20 protein-coding genes are annotated in these 22,937 nt (G+C 38.8%); 13 read left to right on the top strand and 7 right to left on the bottom strand.

The features are described 5' to 3' along the window. Positions 1-208 precede the first annotated feature (208 nt). Positions 209-1,603 (top strand): TrkH family potassium uptake protein, encoded by a 1,395-nt coding sequence (locus PVV68_RS00975; protein WP_273719808.1) that lies wholly within the window; start codon positions 209-211, stop codon positions 1,601-1,603. Positions 1,604-2,429: 826 nt separating this feature from the next. On the opposite strand, the gene PVV68_RS00970 is transcribed toward PVV68_RS00975, so the two are convergent. Both PVV68_RS00970 and greA read right to left on the bottom strand, forming a co-directional pair. Then, complete coding sequence (locus tag PVV68_RS00970; RefSeq protein ID WP_273782580.1) at positions 2,430-3,488, bottom strand: glycosyltransferase family 4 protein; 1,059 nt, start codon at positions 3,486-3,488, stop codon at positions 2,430-2,432. Between the two features lie 6 nt (positions 3,489-3,494). Continuing rightward, positions 3,495-3,968, bottom strand: coding sequence for a transcription elongation factor GreA (gene greA / locus PVV68_RS00965; RefSeq protein WP_273719806.1), 474 nt, complete (start codon positions 3,966-3,968; stop codon positions 3,495-3,497). A gap of 326 nt (positions 3,969-4,294) precedes the next feature. Between greA and PVV68_RS00960 the strand changes: the two genes are divergently transcribed. The 3 genes from PVV68_RS00960 to PVV68_RS00950 all read left to right on the top strand — a co-directional run bounded on the left by PVV68_RS00960 (position 4,295) and on the right by PVV68_RS00950 (position 8,599). Beyond that, entirely contained in the window at positions 4,295-4,630 is a 336-nt protein-coding gene (locus tag PVV68_RS00960) for an SH3 domain-containing protein (RefSeq protein ID WP_273719805.1), read from the top strand. A gap of 244 nt (positions 4,631-4,874) precedes the next feature. Next, on the top strand, positions 4,875-7,193 hold the full coding sequence (gene uvrB, locus PVV68_RS00955; protein WP_273782579.1) for an excinuclease ABC subunit UvrB: 2,319 nt from the start codon (positions 4,875-4,877) through the stop codon (positions 7,191-7,193). Between the two features lie 701 nt (positions 7,194-7,894). Next, entirely contained in the window at positions 7,895-8,599 is a 705-nt protein-coding gene (locus tag PVV68_RS00950; RefSeq protein ID WP_273719803.1) for a BA14K family protein, read from the top strand. Positions 8,600-8,663: 64 nt separating this feature from the next. Here the strand turns inward: PVV68_RS00950 and PVV68_RS00945 are convergent, their stop codons facing one another. Next, positions 8,664-9,314 carry an MBL fold metallo-hydrolase gene (locus PVV68_RS00945; RefSeq protein WP_273719938.1) on the bottom strand — a complete coding sequence of 217 codons (651 nt, stop codon included), beginning with the start codon at positions 9,312-9,314 and terminating at the stop codon, positions 8,664-8,666. Positions 9,315-9,458: 144 nt separating this feature from the next. Between PVV68_RS00945 and PVV68_RS00940 the strand changes: the two genes are divergently transcribed. After that, positions 9,459-10,169, top strand: a complete 711-nt coding sequence (locus tag PVV68_RS00940; protein WP_273719802.1) for a response regulator — start codon at positions 9,459-9,461, stop codon at positions 10,167-10,169. Between the two features lies 1 nt (position 10,170). Then, positions 10,171-11,511 carry an ATP-binding protein gene (locus tag PVV68_RS00935; protein ID WP_273719801.1) on the top strand — a complete coding sequence of 447 codons (1,341 nt, stop codon included), beginning with the start codon at positions 10,171-10,173 and terminating at the stop codon, positions 11,509-11,511. A gap of 49 nt (positions 11,512-11,560) precedes the next feature. Here PVV68_RS00935 and PVV68_RS00930 read toward each other — a convergent pair whose 3' ends face one another. Both PVV68_RS00930 and PVV68_RS00925 read right to left on the bottom strand, forming a co-directional pair. Then, the gene (locus PVV68_RS00930; RefSeq protein WP_273719800.1) at positions 11,561-12,061 is read right to left on the bottom strand and encodes a YbjN domain-containing protein; all 501 of its coding nucleotides are present in this window, start codon (positions 12,059-12,061) and stop codon (positions 11,561-11,563) included. Positions 12,062-12,425: 364 nt separating this feature from the next. Continuing rightward, positions 12,426-12,689 carry an accessory factor UbiK family protein gene (locus tag PVV68_RS00925; RefSeq protein WP_273719799.1) on the bottom strand — a complete coding sequence of 88 codons (264 nt, stop codon included), beginning with the start codon at positions 12,687-12,689 and terminating at the stop codon, positions 12,426-12,428. 262 nt (positions 12,690-12,951) lie between these two features. On the opposite strand from PVV68_RS00925, the gene lgt reads away from it, so the two are divergent. The 4 genes from lgt (at position 12,952) to PVV68_RS00905 (ending at position 17,152) form a co-directional block, all read left to right on the top strand. After that, the gene (lgt, locus tag PVV68_RS00920; protein WP_273719798.1) at positions 12,952-13,830 is read left to right on the top strand and encodes a prolipoprotein diacylglyceryl transferase; all 879 of its coding nucleotides are present in this window, start codon (positions 12,952-12,954) and stop codon (positions 13,828-13,830) included. Next, on the top strand, positions 13,805-14,884 hold the full coding sequence (locus PVV68_RS00915) for a class I SAM-dependent methyltransferase (protein ID WP_273719797.1): 1,080 nt from the start codon (positions 13,805-13,807) through the stop codon (positions 14,882-14,884). Before lgt ends, PVV68_RS00915 begins: the two co-directional genes overlap by 26 nt. 79 nt (positions 14,885-14,963) lie before the next feature. Next, positions 14,964-15,749 carry a peptidoglycan editing factor PgeF gene (gene pgeF / locus PVV68_RS00910; RefSeq protein ID WP_273719796.1) on the top strand — a complete coding sequence of 262 codons (786 nt, stop codon included), beginning with the start codon at positions 14,964-14,966 and terminating at the stop codon, positions 15,747-15,749. A 470-nt stretch (positions 15,750-16,219) separates the two neighbouring features. Further along, positions 16,220-17,152 (top strand): ribose-phosphate pyrophosphokinase, encoded by a 933-nt coding sequence (locus tag PVV68_RS00905; RefSeq protein ID WP_273719795.1) that lies wholly within the window; start codon positions 16,220-16,222, stop codon positions 17,150-17,152. Here the strand turns inward: PVV68_RS00905 and PVV68_RS00900 are convergent. Then, the gene (locus PVV68_RS00900) at positions 17,149-18,648 is read right to left on the bottom strand and encodes an ATP-binding protein (RefSeq protein WP_273719794.1); all 1,500 of its coding nucleotides are present in this window, start codon (positions 18,646-18,648) and stop codon (positions 17,149-17,151) included. The two genes, PVV68_RS00905 and PVV68_RS00900, sit on opposite strands and share 4 nt — an antisense overlap. A gap of 281 nt (positions 18,649-18,929) precedes the next feature. Here PVV68_RS00900 and PVV68_RS00895 point away from each other — a divergent pair, with 281 nt between their 5' ends. Then, positions 18,930-19,553 (top strand): 50S ribosomal protein L25/general stress protein Ctc, encoded by a 624-nt coding sequence (locus tag PVV68_RS00895; RefSeq protein ID WP_273719793.1) that lies wholly within the window; start codon positions 18,930-18,932, stop codon positions 19,551-19,553. Between the two features lie 77 nt (positions 19,554-19,630). Continuing rightward, the gene (gene pth / locus PVV68_RS00890; RefSeq protein WP_273719792.1) at positions 19,631-20,212 is read left to right on the top strand and encodes an aminoacyl-tRNA hydrolase; all 582 of its coding nucleotides are present in this window, start codon (positions 19,631-19,633) and stop codon (positions 20,210-20,212) included. A 327-nt stretch (positions 20,213-20,539) separates the two neighbouring features. On the opposite strand, the gene PVV68_RS00885 is transcribed toward pth, so the two are convergent. Further along, complete coding sequence (locus PVV68_RS00885) at positions 20,540-21,280, bottom strand: L,D-transpeptidase (RefSeq protein WP_273719791.1); 741 nt, start codon at positions 21,278-21,280, stop codon at positions 20,540-20,542. A 261-nt stretch (positions 21,281-21,541) separates the two neighbouring features. On the opposite strand from PVV68_RS00885, the gene ychF reads away from it, so the two are divergent. Then, positions 21,542-22,645: a redox-regulated ATPase YchF gene (ychF, locus tag PVV68_RS00880; RefSeq protein ID WP_273719790.1), complete on the top strand. Its 1,104-nt coding sequence runs from the start codon at positions 21,542-21,544 to the stop codon at positions 22,643-22,645. The last annotated feature ends 292 nt before the right edge of the window (positions 22,646-22,937 follow it).

The following is a 22,937-nucleotide window of genomic DNA, read 5'->3' as shown; positions in this document are numbered from 1 at the left end:
CTTCTTTTCCAGTTTGATGAAAAGGCACTGATTGCCAATACATCAAAGCATGCTTAATATAGAAGTTGATCTTTTATGGTATAAAGAGAAAAACGTAAATTTTTATGGGCATAAAACCGTAACGAAAATGATACAAAGATAGGGAACGATCATTTTTCAATTTATCATCAATGTTTGTGCACGTTTTGCCTTAATCATGGGAGGAGCAATGCTTCTGCCAATTTTTGTCGATTTGCACGACAATAACCATAATTGGATAAGCTTTCTCTACTCTTACGCCATAACCACCATGTTGGCAACGCTAATTCTTTTAGCAACGAGAGGTGCCACCTGTCGTTTTTCAGCACGACTTGGTTTTATGCTTACTGTTTGTCTTTGGCTAACAGGCAGTATCGTTGGTGCCCTACCTCTTTACCTTTCTCCTCTTCCCATTTCCCTAGCAGGAGCAATTTTTGAATCCGTCTCTGGAATTACCACCACAGGCTCCACAGTACTTAACGATCTTGATAATTTATCACGCAGTATTTTGTTATGGCGCTCTCTCATATGCTGGATTGGAGGCATTGGTTTTATCGGTTTAGCCTTATTGTTGTTGCCTTCACTGCGTGTTGGTGGAGTACAACTTTTTCATATGGAATCATCAGATAAATCCGAAAAAATATTGCCTCGCATCAACCAAATTGCTAACGGAATTATCATAGCCTATGTTGGACTAACCTTGGCTTGTATGCTCTCCTATTTTGCTTCTGGCATGAGTTTATTTGATGCCATTAATCATGCAATGAGCACGATAGCAACAGCTGGTTTTTCAACTCACGATGCCTCTTTTGGCTATTTTTCTGACAAACCAGCCATCTTAATCATTTCAACAATTTTTATGTTGCTCTCTGCACTACCCTTCGTACTTTATGTTAAATTAGTGCTTCCTGGCCGCTCAAAACGTTTCATTGATTCGCAAGTCATTGTGTTTCTCTATATTGTTTTTCTTTTCAGCTTTGCTTTGGCAGCATGGCTAAAGTTTCATGATCATCGCGCTTTTTATTTAGTTTTTCTTGATGTCATTTTTCATATCACATCCATCATCAGTACCACTGGTTATAGCGCTGAAGATTACCAACTTTGGGGTCCTTTTGCACTTGGTATTTTTTTCCTTGTTTCTTTTACAGGTGGATGTGCGGGTTCCACCTCTGGTGGAATGAAAATCAATCGCCTCATTATTCTTTGGCGTATTACACAAACAAATATAGAAAAGCTCCTTTTTCCCAATGTCATTGTAAAAGCACGCTACGATCATTTAAACATTTCAAGTGATGTTGCTAAAGCAGTGTTATTTTTTGTCTGTCTTTACATGTTTTTTCTTCTCATTGGCACAGCACTTTTGCTTACAACCGGACTTGACTTTACTTCTGCCTTTACAGGAGTCCTGACCGCTCTTTCCAATATCGGTCCAGGTTTTGGAAATATTATCGGTCCTGTTGGCAATTTTTCTACAATCAATGATAGTGCTTTATGGATTTTAAGTTTTCTCATGCTGGCTGGACGTCTTGAAATTATAACGATATTCGTACTTTTTATTCCCGCTTTTTGGCGTGAACAATTCTAATGTACAGCATCAAATGAAAAATGAACAAAGCTCTAAAAGACAAATAATTTACATTCTAAAACTAAGCCCTTCTTCAATCAATAAAAGAATCTTTAAAGAGCGTTAAACACGTAAGTCATACAAGCAGTATAATACTCATACAAAATGAGATTCTTGAATAATCTTTCCTAATGCATAAGCCATTCTTTAAAAAGATGTAAAACATGAATTGTCAAATATCATTCAAAAACTTTTCAAGCATATTATGGTCTCATAACATTCTTATTCATTAACTTCTCTTAATCAAAAAGGGAACTATTTCACATAATATTCCAGTATATTTTACCAATAACTTTTGATCGAGAACAAACACAGAAATTTTGAATAAAAATGTTTTTTATCACAGTTTCCCTGCTATCAATTTTTATTATTGAAGAATACACGACCATCCCTCTCCCCTAAAAAGAATAGCGCATAATCTTCTCAAATAAAATTTCTTTTCATAAAGCCGGTACTCTAAAAGCAATGACACAAGCTCGATAGCTACCAAGAGACACCCACAACCATTAGGCTTGAAAGCATTAAAGAATTCTTTTCTGATACAATATTGCTAAAATCAAAAAACATCACCGCGATTCTGTAATCCTACGATACCCTTCACGCTCCTCAAGAGGTATAAATTTCCAAGTCTTTTATCAAAAACTTTGACCACCTACGATCATAGCATATAAGAATATGATGCGTTTTGTGAAATAATATTTTATGATTGTTGTTGACTTGGGTGATGAAAGAAAACTTTTCAAGATCATGCATCCATTTCACGACTCAAACCACAACCCCGATATATTTAAAGTGTTTTTTCCGCAAATATTTCCGCATAAACGCTCCCAATGGCTGCAGCCTCCTTTTCCAAAGGAAAGTGGGCACGCACATGGGCTAAAGCTTTTTCTCCCGCCATTATTGTTTTTTGTAAATCAGCAAAATAAGGTTCAATTGCTGCCGTTAAAGCATCTTCATCCCCTGCTTGAACAACTGTTCCTGTTCCTTCCACCACCAATTCTTTATAAGCTCCCGCATCACTCGCTACAACAGCTGTCTGTGATGCCATTGCCTCCAAAGGGGTTAAACCAAACCCTTCTGTACGAGAAGGTGCGACATACAGCGACAAACGACGGTACCACAAAGGTGTATTGAGCAGCTCACCAAGAAAAACAATGCGATGATCCAAACCCGCTTCAGCAATTTTTTGGCGTAATTTTTTCTCAAAGTTATAATGTTGTTCTGTCGTTCGACCAGCAATAAGTGCTGTCCACTCAGGATAGCGCGGTAATAAAGCGATCATTGCTTCCACAAACAAATCAGTGCCCTTTGAGTAGCGCAGACGCCCAAAACACCCCACCGCATATTTTCCAGGAAGTCCTGACGAAGCAAAGCCATCATCAAGAGTTTTGGGGGGAGAAAAACGCCTAACATCAATCCCATGCACAATAACTGTGTGAGGTACTTCTAAATAGGCTCCCGTACGGACACTGGTCGCAATCACCCTATCCATACGCCGAATCAACCATTTTGTGAAAGATTTATGATGACGTTGAGAAGCCGATGTAAAGACAAGTTTAAGTTTCATTCTCAACACATCGCGCAAAAAAACGCCACAAAGCATCTCAATATTGCGCCGTGCATGCCAAATACGAAACGGCCTACCCACCGGGCTTTTCCAAAGCCCGAAAAGGTCCTTAAAGGCAAGAGCCGGTAAATTTTTAGGTAATCCAAATCCAAAAGTAGATATAAGTATACCTTCTTCTCGTTGCAAAGGAATGAGCTGAATAACGGTTGATGTCACTCCTGATAGACGTTTTTTAAAGTGAGGAGCAATAATCTCCGTTTCTTGCAAAGATACACGCATAACAATTTAGATGTATTGAACCTCAATAATTTCGTAATTATGCGCACCACCTGGTGCATTCACTTCAATAACATCACCCTCTTGTTTCCCAATAAGTGCACGTGCAATAGGCGAGGAAATAGAGATTTTACCAGTCTTCACATCAGCTTCTTGATCACCAACGATCTGATAAACTTTTTTCTCTTCAGTATCTTCATCCAAAAGCTTGATAGTGGCTCCAAATTTAATTTTATCGCCGGAAAGACGGGAGACATTAATAACTTCTGCCCGCGCAATATAATCCTCAAGCTCATTGATACGCCCCTCATTCAGACTTTGTGCTTCTTTAGCAGCGTGATATTCGGCATTTTCTGACAAATCACCATGGGCACGCGCTTCAGAAATTGCTTCAATAATCCGTGGACGCTCCTGTTGTTGACGCCAACGTAACTCTTCTTTAAGACTTTCAAAACCAGCTGTAGTCATCGGAACTTTTTCCATAATCCGTCCCTTTCTGTTACACGGAAGGTTCAATAAAATACAAAAAACGGCTTCCAAAATGACTTTTGGAATCCGAAAACCACAATGTTTTTTATTATATAGTACAGCATCCTTGTTTTCCATATAAAAATAAAAAAGAGGATAAAGCATTCACCACTTTTTATATTGAAGCCATCACATAATTTGGGCGTCTAAAAGATCAAATTTCGCCCTCACGATTCAAAATCCTTCAGAAGAAATAATTGTATTTCTTGCTGTTTTATCATAACTTAACTTGTATAAAGAGAGAAGGAAAGGAAATCTCTAAAGGAATCCTCTGCAGAAAAATGAAAAAGTTCGTAGTTTTTTTTGTGTTTGGCCCTCTCTTTTTAGCCACAACCGTATCCGGAGCTGCGGATGCTGTTGTCACAAGAAATCTTAATTTGAGAACAGGACCAAGTACAACGCACGCCCTTCGTGGTTTAATCCGTGCCGGAGAATTGGTATTTGTGCAAACCTGTAAAGGAAACTGGTGCCATATTAAATATAATGCCCAAACAGGTTGGGTATCATCTCGTTACCTTTCATTTAAAGATGGCAATGATCTTTATCATACATACACAGGGTTTTCAGTCACAAAACAAAAGGCGCACAGTCATTTTCATAACACCCCATGGGAATAACCAAAACTCTACAAGACAACATCATAATGCAAGAAAAATGATGAACATGAAAAGCCACAAATGTCATCACGCACCAAATATCGAAAGAGCGCATTTCACATTCAAAACGCAATGAATATCCTATGAAAGATTCAAGACGCTGAAATAAAATTGCTCCGGAACGTTTTTCTGTTATCGCGATTAAGTTGTAAAATTTGCTATTTCCTTTAAAATTATGAACACTTCGCTATCAAAGGATGCAACAATGAAAAATGGTGTCACAGCAACAGTGGAAGCTCTTTCTGCTCTGATTTCTTCAGGAAATCCTCTTTTTAAGAATGGTGTATTATGGACACCTCACCGCCCTGTTCGTCCTGAAAAATCTGAAGGCGGTATTCCCTTTCAACTTAAAACATCCTTTGAAGCAGCAGGTGACCAACCTCAAGCCATTAAAACTCTGGTTGAGGGTATTGAAAAAAATGAACGGACCCAAGTGCTTTTAGGAGTTACCGGATCAGGAAAAACCTATACAATGGCTAAAATTATTGAAAAAACCCAGCGTCCAGCTCTCATTTTAGCACCAAACAAAACTCTAGCTGCACAACTTTACGGAGAATTTAAAAGTTTTTTTCCTCACAACGCTGTCGAATATTTTGTTTCTTATTACGACTATTATCAACCCGAAGCCTATGTTGCACGCTCTGATACTTATATTGAAAAAGAATCCTCTACTAATGAACAAATCGACCGGATGCGCCATGCTGCAACACGCGCTGTCTTAGAGCGTGATGACGTCATTATTGTGGCATCTGTGTCTTGTATCTACGGGATTGGCTCGGTAGAAACCTATACAGCCATGACTTTACAAATAAAAAAAGGAGATAAAATCAATCAGCGAAAACTCCTAGCTGATTTAGTTTCTCAACAGTATTACCGACAAGACATAAACTTCATTCGTGGTTCTTTTCGTGTCCGAGGAGACACCATCGAAATTTTTCCTGCCCATCTTGAAGACCGTGCTTGGCGACTTTCACTGTTTGGTGATGAAGTAGAAACAATGACTGAATTTGATCCTCTCACAGGACAAAAAACAGCTGAGCTTCAATCCATTAAAATTTATGCCAATTCACACTACGTCATACCACGACCAACATTAAATCAAGCCATGAGAGCTATCAAAATGGAATTGGTTCAACGTCTTGATGAATTGAACAAAGCAGGACGGCTTTTAGAAGCGCAACGTTTAGAACAGCGTACAATGTTTGATTTAGAAATGTTAGAAACAACCGGCTCATGCGCAGGAATTGAAAATTATTCACGCTATTTAACAGGACGACAACCTGGAGAACCACCACCAACCTTATTCGAATATATTCCAAACAACGCTCTTGTTTTTATTGATGAAAGCCATGTCACGATTCCTCAAATTGGTGGCATGTACCGAGGTGACTTTCGCAGAAAAGCAACCTTAGCAGAATATGGATTCCGGCTACCCTCCTGTATGGATAATCGCCCTCTGCGCTTTGAAGAATGGGATGCTATGCGCCCACAAACCATTGCTGTCTCCGCAACACCTGGTCGTTGGGAAATGGAACAATCTCACGGCATTTTTGCTGAGCAAATTATTCGCCCAACAGGGCTTGTTGATCCACCAACAGAAGTACGCCCCGCCTCTAACCAAGTCGATGATGTTGTAAACGAAATTCGTAAAACAATTCAAAAAGGCTACCGTACCTTAGTCACTGTACTGACCAAACGTATGGCTGAAGATTTGACAGAATATCTCCACGAACAAGCTATTCGAGTACGCTATATGCATTCTGACATTGATACATTAGAGCGTATTGAAATTCTTCGCGATCTCAGGCTTGGTACCTTTGATGTTCTCATTGGCATCAACCTGCTTCGAGAAGGTTTGGATATTCCAGAATGCGGTTTTGTTGCCATTCTAGATGCAGACAAAGAAGGTTTTTTACGCTCTGAAACCTCACTTGTGCAAACAATCGGACGCGCTGCACGCAATGTAGACGGGCGCGTTATTCTTTATGCTGATACCATTACTGGCTCTATCGAGAGAGCATTACAAGAAACACAACGACGTCGACAAAAACAGATAGCCCATAATGAAGAACATCATATTACTCCCACCAGTATCAGAAAAAATATCGACGATATTCTCAATTCAGGAGGAGAAACTCACCATACACCTAGAAAACTTCCTGATTTTATTAGGCAGAATAATATGGTTGGCAATAATTTAACAACCCATATTCAATATCTCGAAAAATCAATGCGTAAAGCAGCCGCTGATCTGAACTTTGAGGAAGCAGCACGACTTCGTGATGAAATTAAACAACTACAGAAAATAGAACTCGCATTAGCAAACAATCCTTTAACACATCATAGTGAACAATCTATCCCTGAACCCATGATACAAGCAAATCTTTTTACAAAGCCAGATCTTGATCACATGGGGCCAACAATGGATACTGGTATTTTGGAAAATCGAAAAGTAAAAAAGTTCTCAAAAAATACTCTTAACAAAACAACAAAAAACACAAGAAAAATTCGGACTAATCAATAACCTAAAGCTGCCAAGCTATTTAAAATAAATCTTTGCTCTCTAAAGTCTTAATAAGATATCATTCATAAATAACACCATCCCATAAATAAATAGCTTGAATGCCAATTCTGCCCCAATTGAGCAAACAACCTAACAAAGAAATGGTATAAGAAAACATTTCTCATAATGATCTTTTCATAAAAGTGATCAGAGACCTCCCTAAAATATTTTTAAACTTTAAAGCAGGAACAACCAAATCAAAAAATATCTCTTCCATATTTCCAAACACCCCATATGCCATAAATATAGAGTCTAAACCTAATTTTTATAATCAGCTTCTTACAAAACCATCAAACAAGAGAATATTCTTATGAAACACGCAATTGAATAAAATTTATAGCATGATAACAAGAGTGCTCTCTTTTTTCACGTTTATTTCGTTAATTTTTCAAGTTTTTTAATAAAAGAAAAATAAAAAGACAGTTTTACATCAAATTTTATTAACATATTCAAAGTTAATAAAGATCAATACAATATTATAAATGAAAATAAGCAAAGTATATTTCTTTAAACCAAACTTTTGTCATGATTTTGTGTTGATATTTATCCAAAGGTTTTTTTATTCGTTTTGTCAAAATAAATCACAAACCGTTCAGATTGTGTTCAGTTTGACACGTATAGAATATGAAAAAATACGAATTTACATAATAAGGAGCATCGCTATGAAAAAAATAATCAAATTAGCGGTATTATCAGCAATGACAAATGTAACTGTTTTTATGCCACTAAGCACAACGCTTGCAGATACATGGAGTTATGAAGATGAAACTATCACGAAGACAATGAAGGGTATAGAAAAAAAAATAGATGATCATATGAAGGGTGTACAAAAGGAAATAGATGATCATATGAATCGTGTGAAGAGAGAAGTTGATTCTCACTTCTCTTCTCATTCTTTTCCTTCTTCTCATCGTCGTCCTCTTCAACGTGTAGCCTATACAGGAAGCCAACATCATCATCGTCATTTTGAGCACAGAACATATCATTATAGTGAACGCAATACGACAACACATCATCATCATACCCACAAGCATTATGGATCTCGCAAAAACTCAGGAGATGCTTTAGCAGCAGGTATTCTTGGTCTTGCTGCAGGTGCAATTCTTAGTAATATTTTCAAAGAGCCAGAACAGCCACAAATTATTTATCAAGCCCCACAACAACCCCAAGTAATTTATCAAACAGTTCCACAAAATCAGGTTATTTATGAAGTTCAGTCAACAACAACATATCGTCCCCTCCAGCAATCACAAACTTATAATTGGCTTCAATATTGTAAGAAAAAATACCGTTCGTTCAATCCCCAAACAGGAACTTTTCGAGGTAGTGACGGACGAGAGCACTTTTGTTATGCTCCAGTAAATTAACTTCTGTTGCAGGCTACTAAAAAAGTTTAAGTAACCAGAAAAACACTTTAGAGTGTTTTTCTGGTTATGCATTAAACTCTTGAAGAAAAGGATTCCATTGCCGCTCATAGCCTAAGTGACTACCTGGTCCATGCCCACAGATGAAACGGACATCATCGCCTAAAGGCAAAACTTTTTCTCGAAGTGATTTCATCAACGCTTCATGAGAACAGAAAGGGAAATCCGTCCGTCCAATAGAACCACGAAAAAGCACATCACCCAAGAGAGCAAAACGTTGTTTTTCATTGAAATAAATGACATGACCAGGAGAATGACCAGGTGTATGAAAAACAGTGAACACATGTTCAGCAAAACGAAGAGTATCGCCATCTTCCAACCATTGATCAGGGACACAATTGCGTGCATCAGTAATACCGTAGCTTTTTGCACTCTCAAACGCAGCATCCATCACAGGTTTATCACCCTGATGTGAACCGATAATTTTAACACCAAGAGCTTCTTTTGCTTGCATTGCTGCTCCCACATGATCAAAATGCCCGTGTGTTATCCAAATAGCTTCAACGACAACGCCCATCTTTTGGATAACTTCTTGAATTTGAAGCCAATCACCACCAGGATCCACTAAAACCCCCACTTTTTTTTCATTATCAAAAAGCAAAGTGCAATTTTGTTGAAAAGGTGTAACCGGAATAATATGTGTACTAAAATTGCTCATCATATCCTTTTCAAAGTAAATTTTTTTCAACTTTATGAGAGAGAATTTTCTTCTTTACAGAGTAAAATAGCTTGCTCGACAGCTTTATGCAACTTATGTAAACTTGAACTTTATAAAAACACCATTTTGTTAAGGTTTTGAAGAATGACCGATCACGTTCAAGTTTTGTGTGATGATGCTCCTCACCTTCTTGTGATTGATGACGACACCCGCATTCGTAATCTTTTATTGCAATTTCTCATTAAAAATGGATTTCGTGTTTCAATTTCAGCTAATGCTGATGAAGCAAAACGGCAACTTGCAAGCTTAGATTTTGATCTTCTTATAGTTGACGTCATGATGCCTGGACAAAACGGCATTGATTTCACCACCTCACTTCGTCAAACAAGAGACGTTCCTATCCTCATGCTCACAGCTTTGTCAGAAACAGACAATCGCATCCATGGACTAGAAGCAGGGGCTGATGACTATCTTGCTAAGCCATTTGACCCTCGTGAGCTTCTCCTTCGCATTAATGCCATTTTACGACGTGGTTTTCCACTACAACAACCTAAAATCGAGCAAATTGTTTTTGGACCCTATATCTTTTCCATTGCAAGGCGCGAACTCAAGAAAGGAGGAGAAATTATTAAATTGACAGATAACGAACAAAAAATGATGGTTATTTTTGCCGAAAATGCAGGAGATATCATTCCACGCCATAAATTTGCAATGGATGATAAAAATATTGGCGAACGTGCAATTGATGTACAAATCAACCGCCTTCGCCGTAAGATCGAAGAAAATCCAGCACTCCCGATATGGCTCCAAACCGTACGAGGAATAGGTTATAAACTTTCAATTGAACAAGCATAGTATGATCACACCTGTAAGAGAATTTATCCGCTGGCTGACAAAGAAGATGCCAAAACGGCTTTATGCGCGCTCTTTGATCATCATTATTGCTCCCATGGTCCTCCTACAAACAGTGATTGCTTATGTTTTTATGGAACGTCACTGGCAAATGGTGACCGAGCGCCTTTCTACCGCTGTTGTCCATGATATTTCAGCTATTATCGATATCATTGAAACATATCCGCAACAAGATAACTACGAAGACATCAAACGTATTGCACAACAACGTATGGGATTAAACATAGCTCTCCTACCTCCTTCCCCTCTTCCTCCACCAGGTCCGAAACCATTTTTCGCAATTCTTGATTATTTTCTCAGTGAAGAAATCACCCGTCAAATTAATCGTCCCTTCTGGATTGATACAGTAGGCGATTCTGATCTTGTCGAAATCCGCATCCACCTTGGACACGGTATCTTACGCGTATTTGCACCACGTAGCCAAGCCTATGCTTCCAATACTGCTATTTTTTTAAGCTGGATGGTAGGAACAGCGCTTTTTTTATTACTGATAGCGATTTATTTTCTGCGCAACCAAATCAAGCCAATTCAACAATTGGCTGAAGCAGCAGAAAGTTTTGGACGTGGTCGCCCTTTACCTGAGGGCTTTCAACCACAAGGAGCAGATGAAGTCCGTCGTGCTGGCATTGCTTTTTTACGCATGCGTGAACGTATTGAACGCCAAATTGAACAACGTACCATGATGCTTTCAGGTGTAAGCCATGATTTAAGAACGATTCTCACACGTTTTAAACTTCAGCTCGCCTTAGCAAATACTGACTTTGATATTAAACCCCTTGAGCAAGATATAAGCGACATGCAAAACATGTTAGAAGATTATTTTGCTTTTGCTCGTGGTGAAGGAAATGAAAGCGTTAAAACCTTTGATTTAAACACTCTCATGCAAAAATTTTCCACCGATGCACATCTTCACAAACGTCAATTTTCCTACACCATTGAAGGTCCTACACAAATACAAGTACGTCCCCGCGCCTTCACACGCCTTGTAAGCAATCTTGTCTCAAATGCATTTTACTACGCCAACACTATTAAACTGACAGCTATATCTTACCAAGAATCCTTTATATTAATGATAGACGATGATGGACCTGGAATTCATAAAAATATGCGTACAGAAGTCTTTAAACCATTTTTTAGACTCGACAAAGCAAGGAACCAAGATGCAAGTGGAACGGGACTTGGCCTTTCTATTGCCCAAGATATAGCCCGTAGCCATGGAGGAAACATTCAACTAGAAGATAGCCCACTAGGGGGCTTGCGCGCTATTATTGATATCCCCCTATAAGCAAAACTTCACAAATCGTTAAAAAAAACACTCAACAAACTGTCGTAATTTAGGCATTTCCTACAGTTTCAAACAAAGTATATTGCAGTGCCTTATAAGCACTTTCGCCACGCCAAGCAACCATCTGAAATGCAACATAATGGCTTTCACAGACCTTTAGTGCGTGTATCAACAATGTCTCAACTTGTATATGAGATGGATGAACCCCTCCAGCCAGTAAAAGCCCTTGCCGATAAATAACCGAATTATTACTTCGCCAATAATCAAAATGCCCCAGTAACAATTTTTCATTAATTGCCAGCAATAAGCGATATATTTCTGCCGTTTGAGCATTTTCAATAGAAAGATCAAATGCACAAGCCAAATGAAGCGCTTCCTGCTCTTCCATCCATGAAAACGCAAGGCGATAATTGGTCCGTTTTCCTTCTACACAAACACGAATTTCATCTTGTGCATCACGCTCAAACGACCAATTATATTTACAAGCAATCTGTTCAATAAAGTCAACAGGATGCTCTTCTCTTTCTGTGGCGCAAAATGCAAGCCTCATTATAATCCTCAATCATATTAAAAACATTTCAACAGAATACAAACCACCTCAACTGTAACAACATTTTGTTACAATCAAAGCCTTTACACCAAACAAATACACATTAAAAACATCGACAGTACACAAGTACTCGAAACTCAATCACGCTTCAAAAGTGAACCTGATAATCATAAAACGAATCATCAAGCTTTTTCAGTGTATTGATACAATTTTACAGCGCCAATCCCCCGATCTAAAAAAATGTCTTTTTTTACAAAAGACGAACAAAAATAAATGGATACTTTCCTCTAACAGACTCAAGATTAAGCATTTTTTAGTTTCAGGAATCCTACTGAAAAATTGGGGATATTTTTTCTAATAAAAATTATTTTACTTCTTTCGTGTCTGTGTTTTTTTCTAGATCATCAAGACGTTTTTTTACATCCGCATTTTCAGCATTTACTTTGAGCACCATTTCTTTAAAGGTTTCAAATTCTTCGCGTGAAACAAGATCAAGTTTATTTGCTATTTTTTCAGCCTGCAAACGAAAAGCCGTTCCAGCTTCACGTCGTATACCTTGCACAATATCAGCAGCATCTGTTGCTAATTTTGCCAATTCATCAAGAATACGGTTTGATCCATTACGCATAATGTTTTTCCTTAAATTTAAATTATTGACGCACGCATTATAGCGTATTTTCATAACATTTAGATACTGTATTTGTTCCTTTTGCCCTGTAAATTTTGCCCTACCATGCAGATTTTGTTTTAAGTCTTTTACACTCTTTTTACCATCATAAAATTTTAACAGGAGAAACCAGTGGAAATCTACCACTCTCCCCGCTTGACCATTATACATTCATCTGTCATTCCTGACCATCATATAACCTAAAAGAAAAAATGCTTAACTCATGAACAATCTTGTCTGTCCAGCCATTGCTTTTCCAGATTTTTTTAATCCGGTAATTGTCCGTTTAGGTCCCTTATCTCTTCATTGGTATGGACTTGGTTATGTAGTGGGCATTCTTTTTGCTTGGTGGTATGCGCAGAAGTTATTAGAAAAACAATCTCTATGGTCCGCTAAACAACCTCCTATGGATAAGCAAAAGATAGGGGATTTTGTTGTTTGGTCTGCGATCAGTGTTGTTGTTGGTGGACGCTTAGGACAAGTGCTTGTATGGGATCCCCTTTATTATTTTAGCCATCCAAGCGCTATCATCGCAGTATGGGATGGAGGAATGTCCTTTCATGGCGGACTCATTGGCATCATCATTGCAATGATCTGGTTTGCCCGTAAAAATAATATCAAGATACGCGCAATGTTTGATATCATTGCTTCCGGTGCCCCTATTGGTATCGGTATTGTACGGATATGCAACTTCATTAACCAAGAATTATGGGGCAATGTTACCGCCCAGCCTTGGGCAGTTTGTTTTCCCCTAGACCCTTACTATTTACCACGCCATCCAAGCCAACTTTATGAAGCCTTCATGGAAGGATTTCTTCTTTTTGTCATCTTATCCACTGTGATTTTTGCTTTCAAAGCATTAAAACGCTCTGGCACCGTATCAGGAATATTTATTATAGGTTACGCAATAGCACGTAGTGTTTCAGAAATTTACCGTGCTCCCCAAGAAGATCCAGAATGGTTTTCCAGGCTTTTTCATTCTACTGGCTTCACCTATGGTATGGCTCTATCCCTTCCTATGCTCCTTTTAGGGGGCTATCTCCTTTTTCAAGCTTGCAAAGACAAATCTACAGAAAATGTCCACCCTGAAAGAAAAAATTAAGAAAATCATTGCCCTTCATGGTCCAATCCCTGTTAGTCAATATATGACGTTAGCGCTCACAGACCCTCAATTTGGCTATTATCAAACACAAAAGCCCTTTGGGCGCGCTGGTGACTTCATAACAGCCCCTGAAATAAGCCAATTATTTGGAGAAATGATTGGCATTTGGTTTCTTGCAAATTGGAAAGCTCATGGTTGCCCTCACCCCTTCATTATTGCTGAAATAGGCCCAGGACGTGGAACTTTAATGAGTGACATTTTGCGTACCATGCAAAAATTATCCTCAACCGCATTTAATGCAGCTGAAATCTTTCTTATTGAAGTAAGTGAAAAGCTCAAAAAAGAACAAAAGAAATGTCTCTCACCTTATCAAAAAAAAATCCATAGCATTAAGAGTTTTGACCAAATTCCTTCAAAACCACTTTTTTTAATTGCGAATGAGTTTTTAGACACACTCCCCATCAATCAATATATTAAAATCAATGGGGAATGGAGAGAACGCCGCATTACAGTCAATGAAGAGGGAGATTTCATCTTTATTGCCGCCCCACATAAACTTTCCTCTTCTTGCTTACAATCCTATTGTTCTGAAATGCCTGATGGCACAATTTTTGAACATGCACCCTCACGCCATCAATTGATACAACAAATCAGCAAGCGTTTAGTACAAGTACAAGGTTCTGCTTTGCTCATCGATTATGGTGCTCGAGATCTTGCCTTTGGCGATACACTACAAGCACTCTCAAGACATAAATTTCGTGATATTTTTGAGGCTCCAGGTCAACATGATTTAACATCCCATGTTGGCTTTTCCTTTTTAAAAAAAATAGCCCTTGAAGAAGGTTGTTTTGCTGAAATATCAGAGCAAGGAGACTTTCTTTTAAAAATGGGACTGCTAGAACGGGCAAGACAGCTTGGGGTGGGTAAAAATGCTACACTGCAAAACAAAATCCGCCAAGATATCGAACGATTAGCTAGTCCAGATCAAATGGGAAAATTGTTTAAAGTCTTACATGTAAGTGATAAAAATATACCTGTACCTCCCAGATTTTGATGCCCATAAATATTGACAAATACGCACATTTCACACACCATTCTCCCTTTGAAAACAACCATGCCTACAAGGAATATTTATGAATCCTATCACCCACCCCATCCTTGCAAAAGATCTATCTGCTTTACATATACACGGGATAAGACATGGTTTTTTCACACGCCAATGCGGTATTTCAAAAAGTCTCTCTCAAAGCCTTAATGTTGAAGAACATTCAAATGATCAATCTGTACATATCGCACGAAATCGCATTTTAATCGCCAATTACTTTAATGTTGAGGCAAACAATTTAGTTACTGTCAATCAAATACACTCTTGTGACGTTGTCGTAGTGAATCAAGCTTTTATTGATAAACCTCCTAAAGCGGATGCTCTCGTTACGACCACACCAAAACTCGTCATCGGCATTCTTACAGCAGATTGTGGACCAATTTTATTTGCTGATCCACAAGCTGGTGTCATCGCCGCAGCACATGCTGGCTGGCGAGGTAGCTTAAAGGGAATTATAGAAAAAACCATTACCGTTATGGAAGAGCAAGGAGCTAAAAGACCATCGATAACAGCAGTTCTTGGCCCTTGTATTGGTCCTTGCCACTATGAAGTAACAGAGGAATTTTACTATCAATTTATCGACTCCCAGAGTAAATTCCAAAAATATTTTGTAAAAACAGAGAACATCAATCACTTTTACTTTAATCTATGGGCATTCATTATGAATCAACTCAAAGAAGCAGGCGTTAGTGCTTCCTGTGTAGAACTTTGCACCTACCAAGATGAACAGCGTTTTTTCTCTTATCGGCGTGCAACACTCCGAAAGGAACAAGATGATGGACGACAGTTTTCTGCCATTATGTTGAATGGATAAAATGAGTTTTTTACACCTTTAAAAAGCATAGCAAAATTGCAAAACAAAATTTTTTTTCACAATGAAATAAAAACCACTCTCAAATACTATACTTTTTATCAAACAAGCTTGCTTAACGTACAAAATGTGAAGCGTTTGACTATTCTTCTTTCCAAGATTTACTTAATAATGAAATTTAAGGCAAACTCTTTTAACATGAACTCTGCTTCATTCCTTTTATAGAGAAAACAATACGCATATTGTTTTAGAGAATAAGAGAAAAGAGTTTAATCAATCTATTTCTTTACCTTATTCTCAAAAAACTTTGCTCTAAAAGCAATAAAATTTTGGAAAAAGAAAAAACAAAACACAGAGCTCTTTAATAATAAGAGATAAAATTGTAACATTTTTATAATTGTTTTCTTGCAATTTGATAATAAGAAGTTAAAAAGCCCTATCATACTCTACCGTGACGACTCAGAGGTCCTACTATGAAGCTTTTCTGTGGCAATTCCAATCCACGTCTTGCTGAAGATGTTACAAATTACTTAAATATTCCTCTAGGTAAAGCAACCGTGAAACGCTTTGCTGATCAAGAAATTTTCGTAGAATTACATGAAAATGTCCGTGGACAAGATGTGTTTGTTTTACAATCCACATCCTATCCTGCAAACGATCATTTGATGGAATTACTTATCATGATTGATGCGCTTCGCCGTTCTTCGGCACGACGTATCACTGCTGTCATCCCCTATTTTGGTTACGCTCGCCAAGATCGTAAACCTGGACCACGCACCCCCATTTCCGCAAAACTTGTTGCCAACCTGATTACCGAAGCAGGAGCCCATCGTGTTTTAACATTGGATCTTCATGCCGGACAAATTCAAGGTTTTTTTGATATTCCAACGGATAATCTCTATGCTGTTCCGGTTATTTCGCGAGATGTCAAAATGCATTACTCTCTTGAAAATGTTATTGTTGTTTCACCAGATGTTGGGGGGGTTGTACGCGCACGCTCTCTTGCCAAGCGCTTGAACAGTTTGCTAGCTATCGTTGATAAACGTCGGGAGCGTCCCGGTGAATCAGAGGTTATGAATATTATTGGAGATGTCTCAGGAAAAGATTGTCTTTTGCTCGATGATATTGTTGATTCAGGTGGAACATTATGCAATGCAGCAAGTGCTCTCCTTAAACACGGTGCAAGTAGTGTAACCTCTTATATCACACACGGTGTTCTTTCTGGAAATGCCATTGAGCGTATTACCAAGTCAGAGATGAAAGAATTGGTTATTACGGATTCCATTATGCCAACAGAAGCAATAGAGAAAGCACACAATATCCGTGTTTTACCAATCGCTGACCTGATTGGCGAAGCAATCGCAAGAACAGCGGCAGAACAATCTGTCTCAAGCCTATTTGGTTAAAGGGGGACTTTGGGATCTCCTGGTGCTGTTTCCACACCAAACTCAGGAAAAGCTATAATACGCTGACCATCAAAATGTGTATGGATAACAATAAAACCGCGTTCTTCAAAATAGCTTAAGAGACGACGTGCACGACTTAAAGAATGAGTTCCATAAAGGCGTGCTAAAAATGCATCCGATGGACAGGGTTTTCGGCTCAAAGCAGCCTGTGCCACATGCAAAAAAACACCTTGAACATCATCTTCCAAACTTTCCGATAGCTGCAAAAGGCGTTTCCAGCTTTCACTAACAGCAGTTTGTTCGTCAACACAAGCTTGGGCAACAGCCAATTTGCGCCGAAACTGCGAAAGGTTTAAAGGATCTCCTGAAAGACCATGAATACGGCAACGAACCAAGAAATCTTGATAAAGTAAAGCTGTAGAGCGATAGAATACCTCAGGATCGTCAAGAATTTCCCGAAGAATATCTTCTATTTGGCTCTCTCTCTCCACCACAGCAAGTTCAGGAAATAAGCTCGGATTTTCTTCCAACAACTCTTGTTTTTTATGCACAGCCTCTTCTAATATTGCATGAATTGATTTTTCTCGCGCTGGTTCTCGTGATTGTTTAAAGGGAATTAAAATTTCCTCTGGCGAAGCAGTAAAAACAAGTTCCTTTGCATCCATTCGCTCTGTTGGAAGTGGCATTAATTTTGGACTAGAAGAACGTGCCAATGTTTCAACGGGACCAATGATAATCCGTAAAGAACGTCGTGATAAAGCAGGTCCTAAAGCTATAAAGTGCCCTCGCTCAAGATCTCTAAACATTTCTGCTTGACGACGTTCCATTCCCAAAAGATCAGCGGCACGCACCATATCAATATCTAAAAAAGTTCGCCCCATTAAAAAATTTGATGCCTCAGCAGCAACGTTTTTAGCAAGCTTAGCCAAACGCTGTGTCGCAATAACACCAGCAAGCCCCCGTTTGCGCCCTCGACACATAAGATTGGTCATAGCACTCAGTGAAATTTTACGTGCTTCATCAGAAACTTCTCCTGCTGCTGCTGGAGCAAACACTTGTGCTTCATCAACAACAACAAGCATAGGATACCAATAATTACGCTCCACATCAAACAATGCACCAAGGAAAGCGCCCACAGCGCGCATCTGTTGTTCCGTATCTAACCCCTCCAGGTTGAACACTACCGAAACCCGATGTTGGCGAATGCGATGAGCAATACGCGTCAATTCCAATTCGCTGCGCTGTGCTTCAACAATAACATGACCGAATTTATCTGCCAAAGTAACAAAATCGCCTTCTGGATCAATCACACAATGTTGCACCCATGCAGCACTTTGTTCAAGAAGACGTCGCAGAAGATATGATTTTCCTGAACCAGAATTGCCTTGTACCAAAAGACGTGTCGCCAATAATTCTTCCAAATCAATACATGCTGGTACGGATTTACGCAAAGCATTACATTCTGCTGTCTCACCCAAGGCGATTTCAACTTTCATAACATCTCCAGTGTTTGCTTTTGAATATATCGGCTGATATTTATTCTCCAAATAAATCATGTTTGTAACATTTCCTTTTTTCTAACGGTAGAAATCATCGATTTTTCCCACAACTCTTGCATCTGTGTAGAGTTTGAATTATAGAACAAACTTCTGCGTAGACACCCTTGGAGGCAACGCAGAATGGAGCAATCGCTGTTGACTAGCGCATATCTTCATATTCATGCGAAAACTGTTGTTGGTTTTTGATGGATCTCCAATCATGTAAAAGGACTTAAATTATGAGCAAAAGCTATACTCTTAAGGCCGAAATACGCGAGCGGGTTGGTAAGGGGTCCTCCCGTGAACTTCGCCGTAACGGTCTCATTCCTGCTGTCATTTATGGTGAAAAACAACCACCTTTGGCAATCACAGTTCCCTATAAAGAAATTTTCTATAAAATTCACGCTGGTGGCTTTCGTACCACCGTTGCAACAATTGCAATTGGTAAAGAGAAAATTACAGTTCTCCCCAAAGATTACCAATTAGACCCGGTACGTGATTTTCCTCTCCATGTAGATTTCCTTCGTATTTCAGCGAAATCCGTTGTGGAAGTGAATATTCCTGTACACTTCCTCAATGAAGATACGGCTCCTGGGCTTAAAAGAGGAGGTGTTCTCAATATTGTGCGTCACGAAATTGAATGTACTGCTCCAGCAAATGCTATCCCCGAAGCAATTGAAATAGACCTTTCCAGCTATTCTATTGGTGATTCTATCCATATTTCAGCGGTGCAACTCCCAAAAGATGTTACCCCCGTCATTCAAGATCGAGACTTCACTATTGCAACCATCGCAGCTCCTGCTGGTATGGATGTCAGTGATGAAAGCTCCGAACAAGAAAATGGAAACGAAGAAAACGCATAAATTTTAGAAGGCGGGAAATTTCCCGCCTTAACTTAATAAGATATTGATTAACCTCTCATACTTTACTGCAGGCGCGCATGTGGCTTATTGCTGGTCTTGGAAATCCTGGTTTACAATACCAAAATAATCGCCATAATATCGGTTTCATGGCGATTGATGCAATTTACCAATCCTTGTCTTTTTCTCCATGGTCAAAAAAATTTCAAGCTGAAATCACCAATGGTCTCATAAATGGTGAAAAGATTTTTCTCCTAAAGCCTCAAACTTTTATGAATCTTTCTGGCCAAGCTATTGGTGAAGCCTTGCGGTTTTATAAGGTTGATTTGAAAAATTTGATCATCATCTATGATGAGTTAGATTTATTACCAGGGGAGATCCGTATCAAAATCGGTGGAGGAAATAATGGACATAACGGTATAAAGTCTATCGATGCCCATTGCGGTGTTGACTATTGCCGTGTACGCTTAGGAATTGGACGCCCTCATTCTAAAGAGCTTGTCCACCAATATGTTCTAGGGAATTTCACAAAATCTGACCAAGAATGGTTATCTCTTCTCTTAGAGACAATTACAAAGAACATTGCTCTCCTTATAAAAGATGATAAATCTCTCTTTATCAATGAAATTTCACAAACAATGAGAAATAAAAACCTGCGATAATGGCGCTTTTCTGCGAAGGCACATAAAAAATATCGCTTTATGAATCAGTCTTTTTGTGTCATTCTCACACGCAATTCCCTCTTTTTCAAAGGAAGAGGAGCAAACAGCAAGTCCAACCATTATCAAATCAAGCGCGAGTTAAATACGCCCTCAAAAATCCATCTGCATTTAAAAGAGACTATAGTGAATCATATTGACTTGATTCTTGACTTAAAATTCTAGAAGCACTCTCATTGTTTTACAACACCACGACACCACGCACCAACAGGAACACCCTCATTAAAGATTAAGCCACATGTTGATTAAAATGGCTTGTATTCTTTAAATTTAAAAGAATTCACTCGGATTAATGGTTGACTGTAGTGGATCAAAAGCTGCAGATTGTCGGCTGTAAACTTTTGATCTCTGATTGTTTTGTAACACCACCACACGAGAGCCAACAGGAACACGGTCATAAAGGTCAATAATATCTTGATTGAGCAAACGAATACATCCACTTGAAATAGCACGGCCAATTGACCAAGATTCGTGGGAACCATGAATGCGAAACAATGTATCCTGTCCATTTTTGAAAAGATAAAGTGCTCGTGCCCCCAATGGATTATCAGGACCTGGTGGCATTCCTTGCCCCAAATGACCATAACGTTCTGGTTCTCTAGCCATCATTGCCACCGTAGGAGTCCAATTGGGCCATCGGCGCTTACGCTGTACAACCCCTTCACCTTCAAATGCTAAGCCTTCTTTCCCAACTCCAATACCGTAACGCAAAGCTCTTCCATTTTCACCAATAAGGTAAAGGAAACACTCCTGCGTATCTATAACCAGTGTCCCAGGAGGATAAGAAGTATAATAAATGACCCTTTGACGCCAAAATTTGGGATCAATTGTCGCAAGATCAACAGCGGGCAATAAGTAAGGCTCATTCGTTATAGGACCATATAAAGCCTGCATTTCTGCTGGAATATACTTCATTTGTTGAGAAGAACCCAACGATACATTTGACTTGTGCGTAGCACATCCAACCAAAGCCAAAGGTGCTGCAATTAAAAAGGCACGACGCGATAACACTCTTCTATTTTCTCCAATTAATTCTTCATGTAGACTTGCATACTATGAAAAACTTAGCACATTGTTAACGTTAATTTAAAATTCTCTTACCCATTAAAGTAGAAAGTTTTTCAATATGTTGAAAAAAACAAATTGTTTTTTCAACATAGACTTTTTCCTTATCTACAGCAACAAGAGACTATAACTCTTCTCAAAATATGCTATAAAACGCTCAATAAGCTTTATATTAATCATAAAATCAACAGAAAAGAAGACAAACTCATGGGTTTTAAATGCGGTATTGTGGGATTGCCTAATGTTGGGAAATCCACTCTTTTTAATGCACTCACAAAAACAGCCACGGCACAAGCTGCCAATTATCCTTTTTGTACCATTGAACCCAATACTGGTGAAGTTGCTGTTCCAGATTTGCGGATGGAAAAAATTGCTGCCATTGCTGGCTCAAAAGAAATCATTCCCACACGCATCAGTTTTGTTGATATTGCTGGGCTTGTACGTGGCGCTTCAAAAGGGGAAGGTTTGGGCAATAAATTTTTAGCCAATATCCGTGAAGTTGATGCTATTATTCATGTTTTACGCTGTTTTCAAGATGAAGATATTACCCATGTAGAAGGACGCATTGACCCCGCTTCTGATGCCACAACCGTTGAAACAGAGCTTATGCTCGCAGATCTTGAAAGTCTTGAGAGGCGCATCATACAAATTCGTAAACGTGCTACTGGAAAAGATAAAGAAGCTCTCACAACTCTTCCCATGATGGAAGCAGCATTAAGTTTACTCCAAAAAGGAAATCCTGTCCGGTTATTACGCAAAGATATCTCTGCCGAAGAACACCACATCCTTGAGAGTTTAAATCTTCTCACTTCTAAACCCGTACTTTATGTGTGCAATGTAAGTGAAAATGATGCCGCTCGTGGGAATAACTTTACCCAAACGGTCGAAAAAATGGCAACAGAGCAAAGTGCTCAAAGCATTATCATTTCTGCTTCCATTGAAGCTGAAATTACCCAACTGAATGACGCAGAGGCTTCAGAGTACCTTAATGCCCTAGGGCTCTTTGAACCAAGTCTAAACCGCCTCATTCGCGCTGGTTACTCTTTGCTTGACCTCATTACTTATTTCACCTGTGGTCCTAAGGAAACACGAGCGTGGACAATCACACGTGGCACGAAAGCACCTCAAGCAGCGGGGGTTATCCACTCAGATTTTGAACGTGGCTTTATCCGCGCTCAAACCATCAGCTACGAGGATTATATTGCTTTAGGAGGAGAAAACGGCGCAAAAGAAGCTGGTAAAGCCCGCGATGAAGGAAAAGAATACATTGTACAAGACGGCGATATTATGCTGTTTAAACATAATACCTAATGTTCGCTTCATCTCAATATTTTACATCTACTAAAGAAATAACAACGACCTTTTATTATCAACAATACGTCGTTTTATAAATCTTTTTAAGATGAAGAACGTGAAATAAAGAGAGGAATAAGCTTTTCATTCCCCTTCCTCTCTTATGGTTTCTCTAATGTATGAAGAATTAAGTATCCGATTTGAGGTATTTTTAGCTACCCTAAATCTCCAAAGTACTTTTCTTCCAAATAAATTAAAAACATTCGTTTCCTGCACCGTCATAATCATTAAGCTTTAATCTTAATTTGCC

It is taken from the genome of Bartonella sp. ML69XJBT, from assembly GCF_028618515.1.
In the GTDB taxonomy this organism is placed as follows: domain Bacteria; phylum Pseudomonadota; class Alphaproteobacteria; order Rhizobiales; family Rhizobiaceae; genus Bartonella.
Note: the sequence above shows the minus strand (reverse complement) of the source record. Positions and strands in the feature narration are given on the sequence as shown.

What these genes read in the sequence shown, in the direction of transcription:
- PVV68_RS00915 (WP_273719797.1), top strand. Translation starts at nt 13,805, where the DNA reads ATGTCCACCCTGAAAGAAAAAATTAAGAAAATCATTGCCCTTCATGGT.
- PVV68_RS00895 (WP_273719793.1), top strand. Translation starts at nt 18,930, where the DNA reads ATGAGCAAAAGCTATACTCTTAAGGCCGAAATACGCGAGCGGGTTGGT.
- PVV68_RS00905 (WP_273719795.1), top strand. Translation starts at nt 16,220, where the DNA reads ATGAAGCTTTTCTGTGGCAATTCCAATCCACGTCTTGCTGAAGATGTT.
- PVV68_RS00960 (WP_273719805.1), top strand. Translation starts at nt 4,295, where the DNA reads ATGAAAAAGTTCGTAGTTTTTTTTGTGTTTGGCCCTCTCTTTTTAGCC.
- PVV68_RS00950 (WP_273719803.1), top strand. Translation starts at nt 7,895, where the DNA reads ATGAAAAAAATAATCAAATTAGCGGTATTATCAGCAATGACAAATGTA.
- pth (WP_273719792.1), top strand. Translation starts at nt 19,631, where the DNA reads ATGTGGCTTATTGCTGGTCTTGGAAATCCTGGTTTACAATACCAAAAT.
- PVV68_RS00935 (WP_273719801.1), top strand. Translation starts at nt 10,171, where the DNA reads ATGATCACACCTGTAAGAGAATTTATCCGCTGGCTGACAAAGAAGATG.
- PVV68_RS00900 (WP_273719794.1), bottom strand. Translation starts at nt 18,648, where the DNA reads ATGAAAGTTGAAATCGCCTTGGGTGAGACAGCAGAATGTAATGCTTTG.
- greA (WP_273719806.1), bottom strand. Translation starts at nt 3,968, where the DNA reads ATGGAAAAAGTTCCGATGACTACAGCTGGTTTTGAAAGTCTTAAAGAA.
- uvrB (WP_273782579.1), top strand. Translation starts at nt 4,875, where the DNA reads ATGAAAAATGGTGTCACAGCAACAGTGGAAGCTCTTTCTGCTCTGATT.
- pgeF (WP_273719796.1), top strand. Translation starts at nt 14,964, where the DNA reads ATGAATCCTATCACCCACCCCATCCTTGCAAAAGATCTATCTGCTTTA.
- PVV68_RS00945 (WP_273719938.1), bottom strand. Translation starts at nt 9,314, where the DNA reads ATGAGCAATTTTAGTACACATATTATTCCGGTTACACCTTTTCAACAA.
- PVV68_RS00930 (WP_273719800.1), bottom strand. Translation starts at nt 12,061, where the DNA reads ATGAGGCTTGCATTTTGCGCCACAGAAAGAGAAGAGCATCCTGTTGAC.
- PVV68_RS00940 (WP_273719802.1), top strand. Translation starts at nt 9,459, where the DNA reads ATGACCGATCACGTTCAAGTTTTGTGTGATGATGCTCCTCACCTTCTT.
- ychF (WP_273719790.1), top strand. Translation starts at nt 21,542, where the DNA reads ATGGGTTTTAAATGCGGTATTGTGGGATTGCCTAATGTTGGGAAATCC.
- lgt (WP_273719798.1), top strand. Translation starts at nt 12,952, where the DNA reads ATGAACAATCTTGTCTGTCCAGCCATTGCTTTTCCAGATTTTTTTAAT.
- PVV68_RS00925 (WP_273719799.1), bottom strand. Translation starts at nt 12,689, where the DNA reads ATGCGTAATGGATCAAACCGTATTCTTGATGAATTGGCAAAATTAGCA.
- PVV68_RS00970 (WP_273782580.1), bottom strand. Translation starts at nt 3,488, where the DNA reads ATGCGTGTATCTTTGCAAGAAACGGAGATTATTGCTCCTCACTTTAAA.
- PVV68_RS00975 (WP_273719808.1), top strand. Translation starts at nt 209, where the DNA reads ATGCTTCTGCCAATTTTTGTCGATTTGCACGACAATAACCATAATTGG.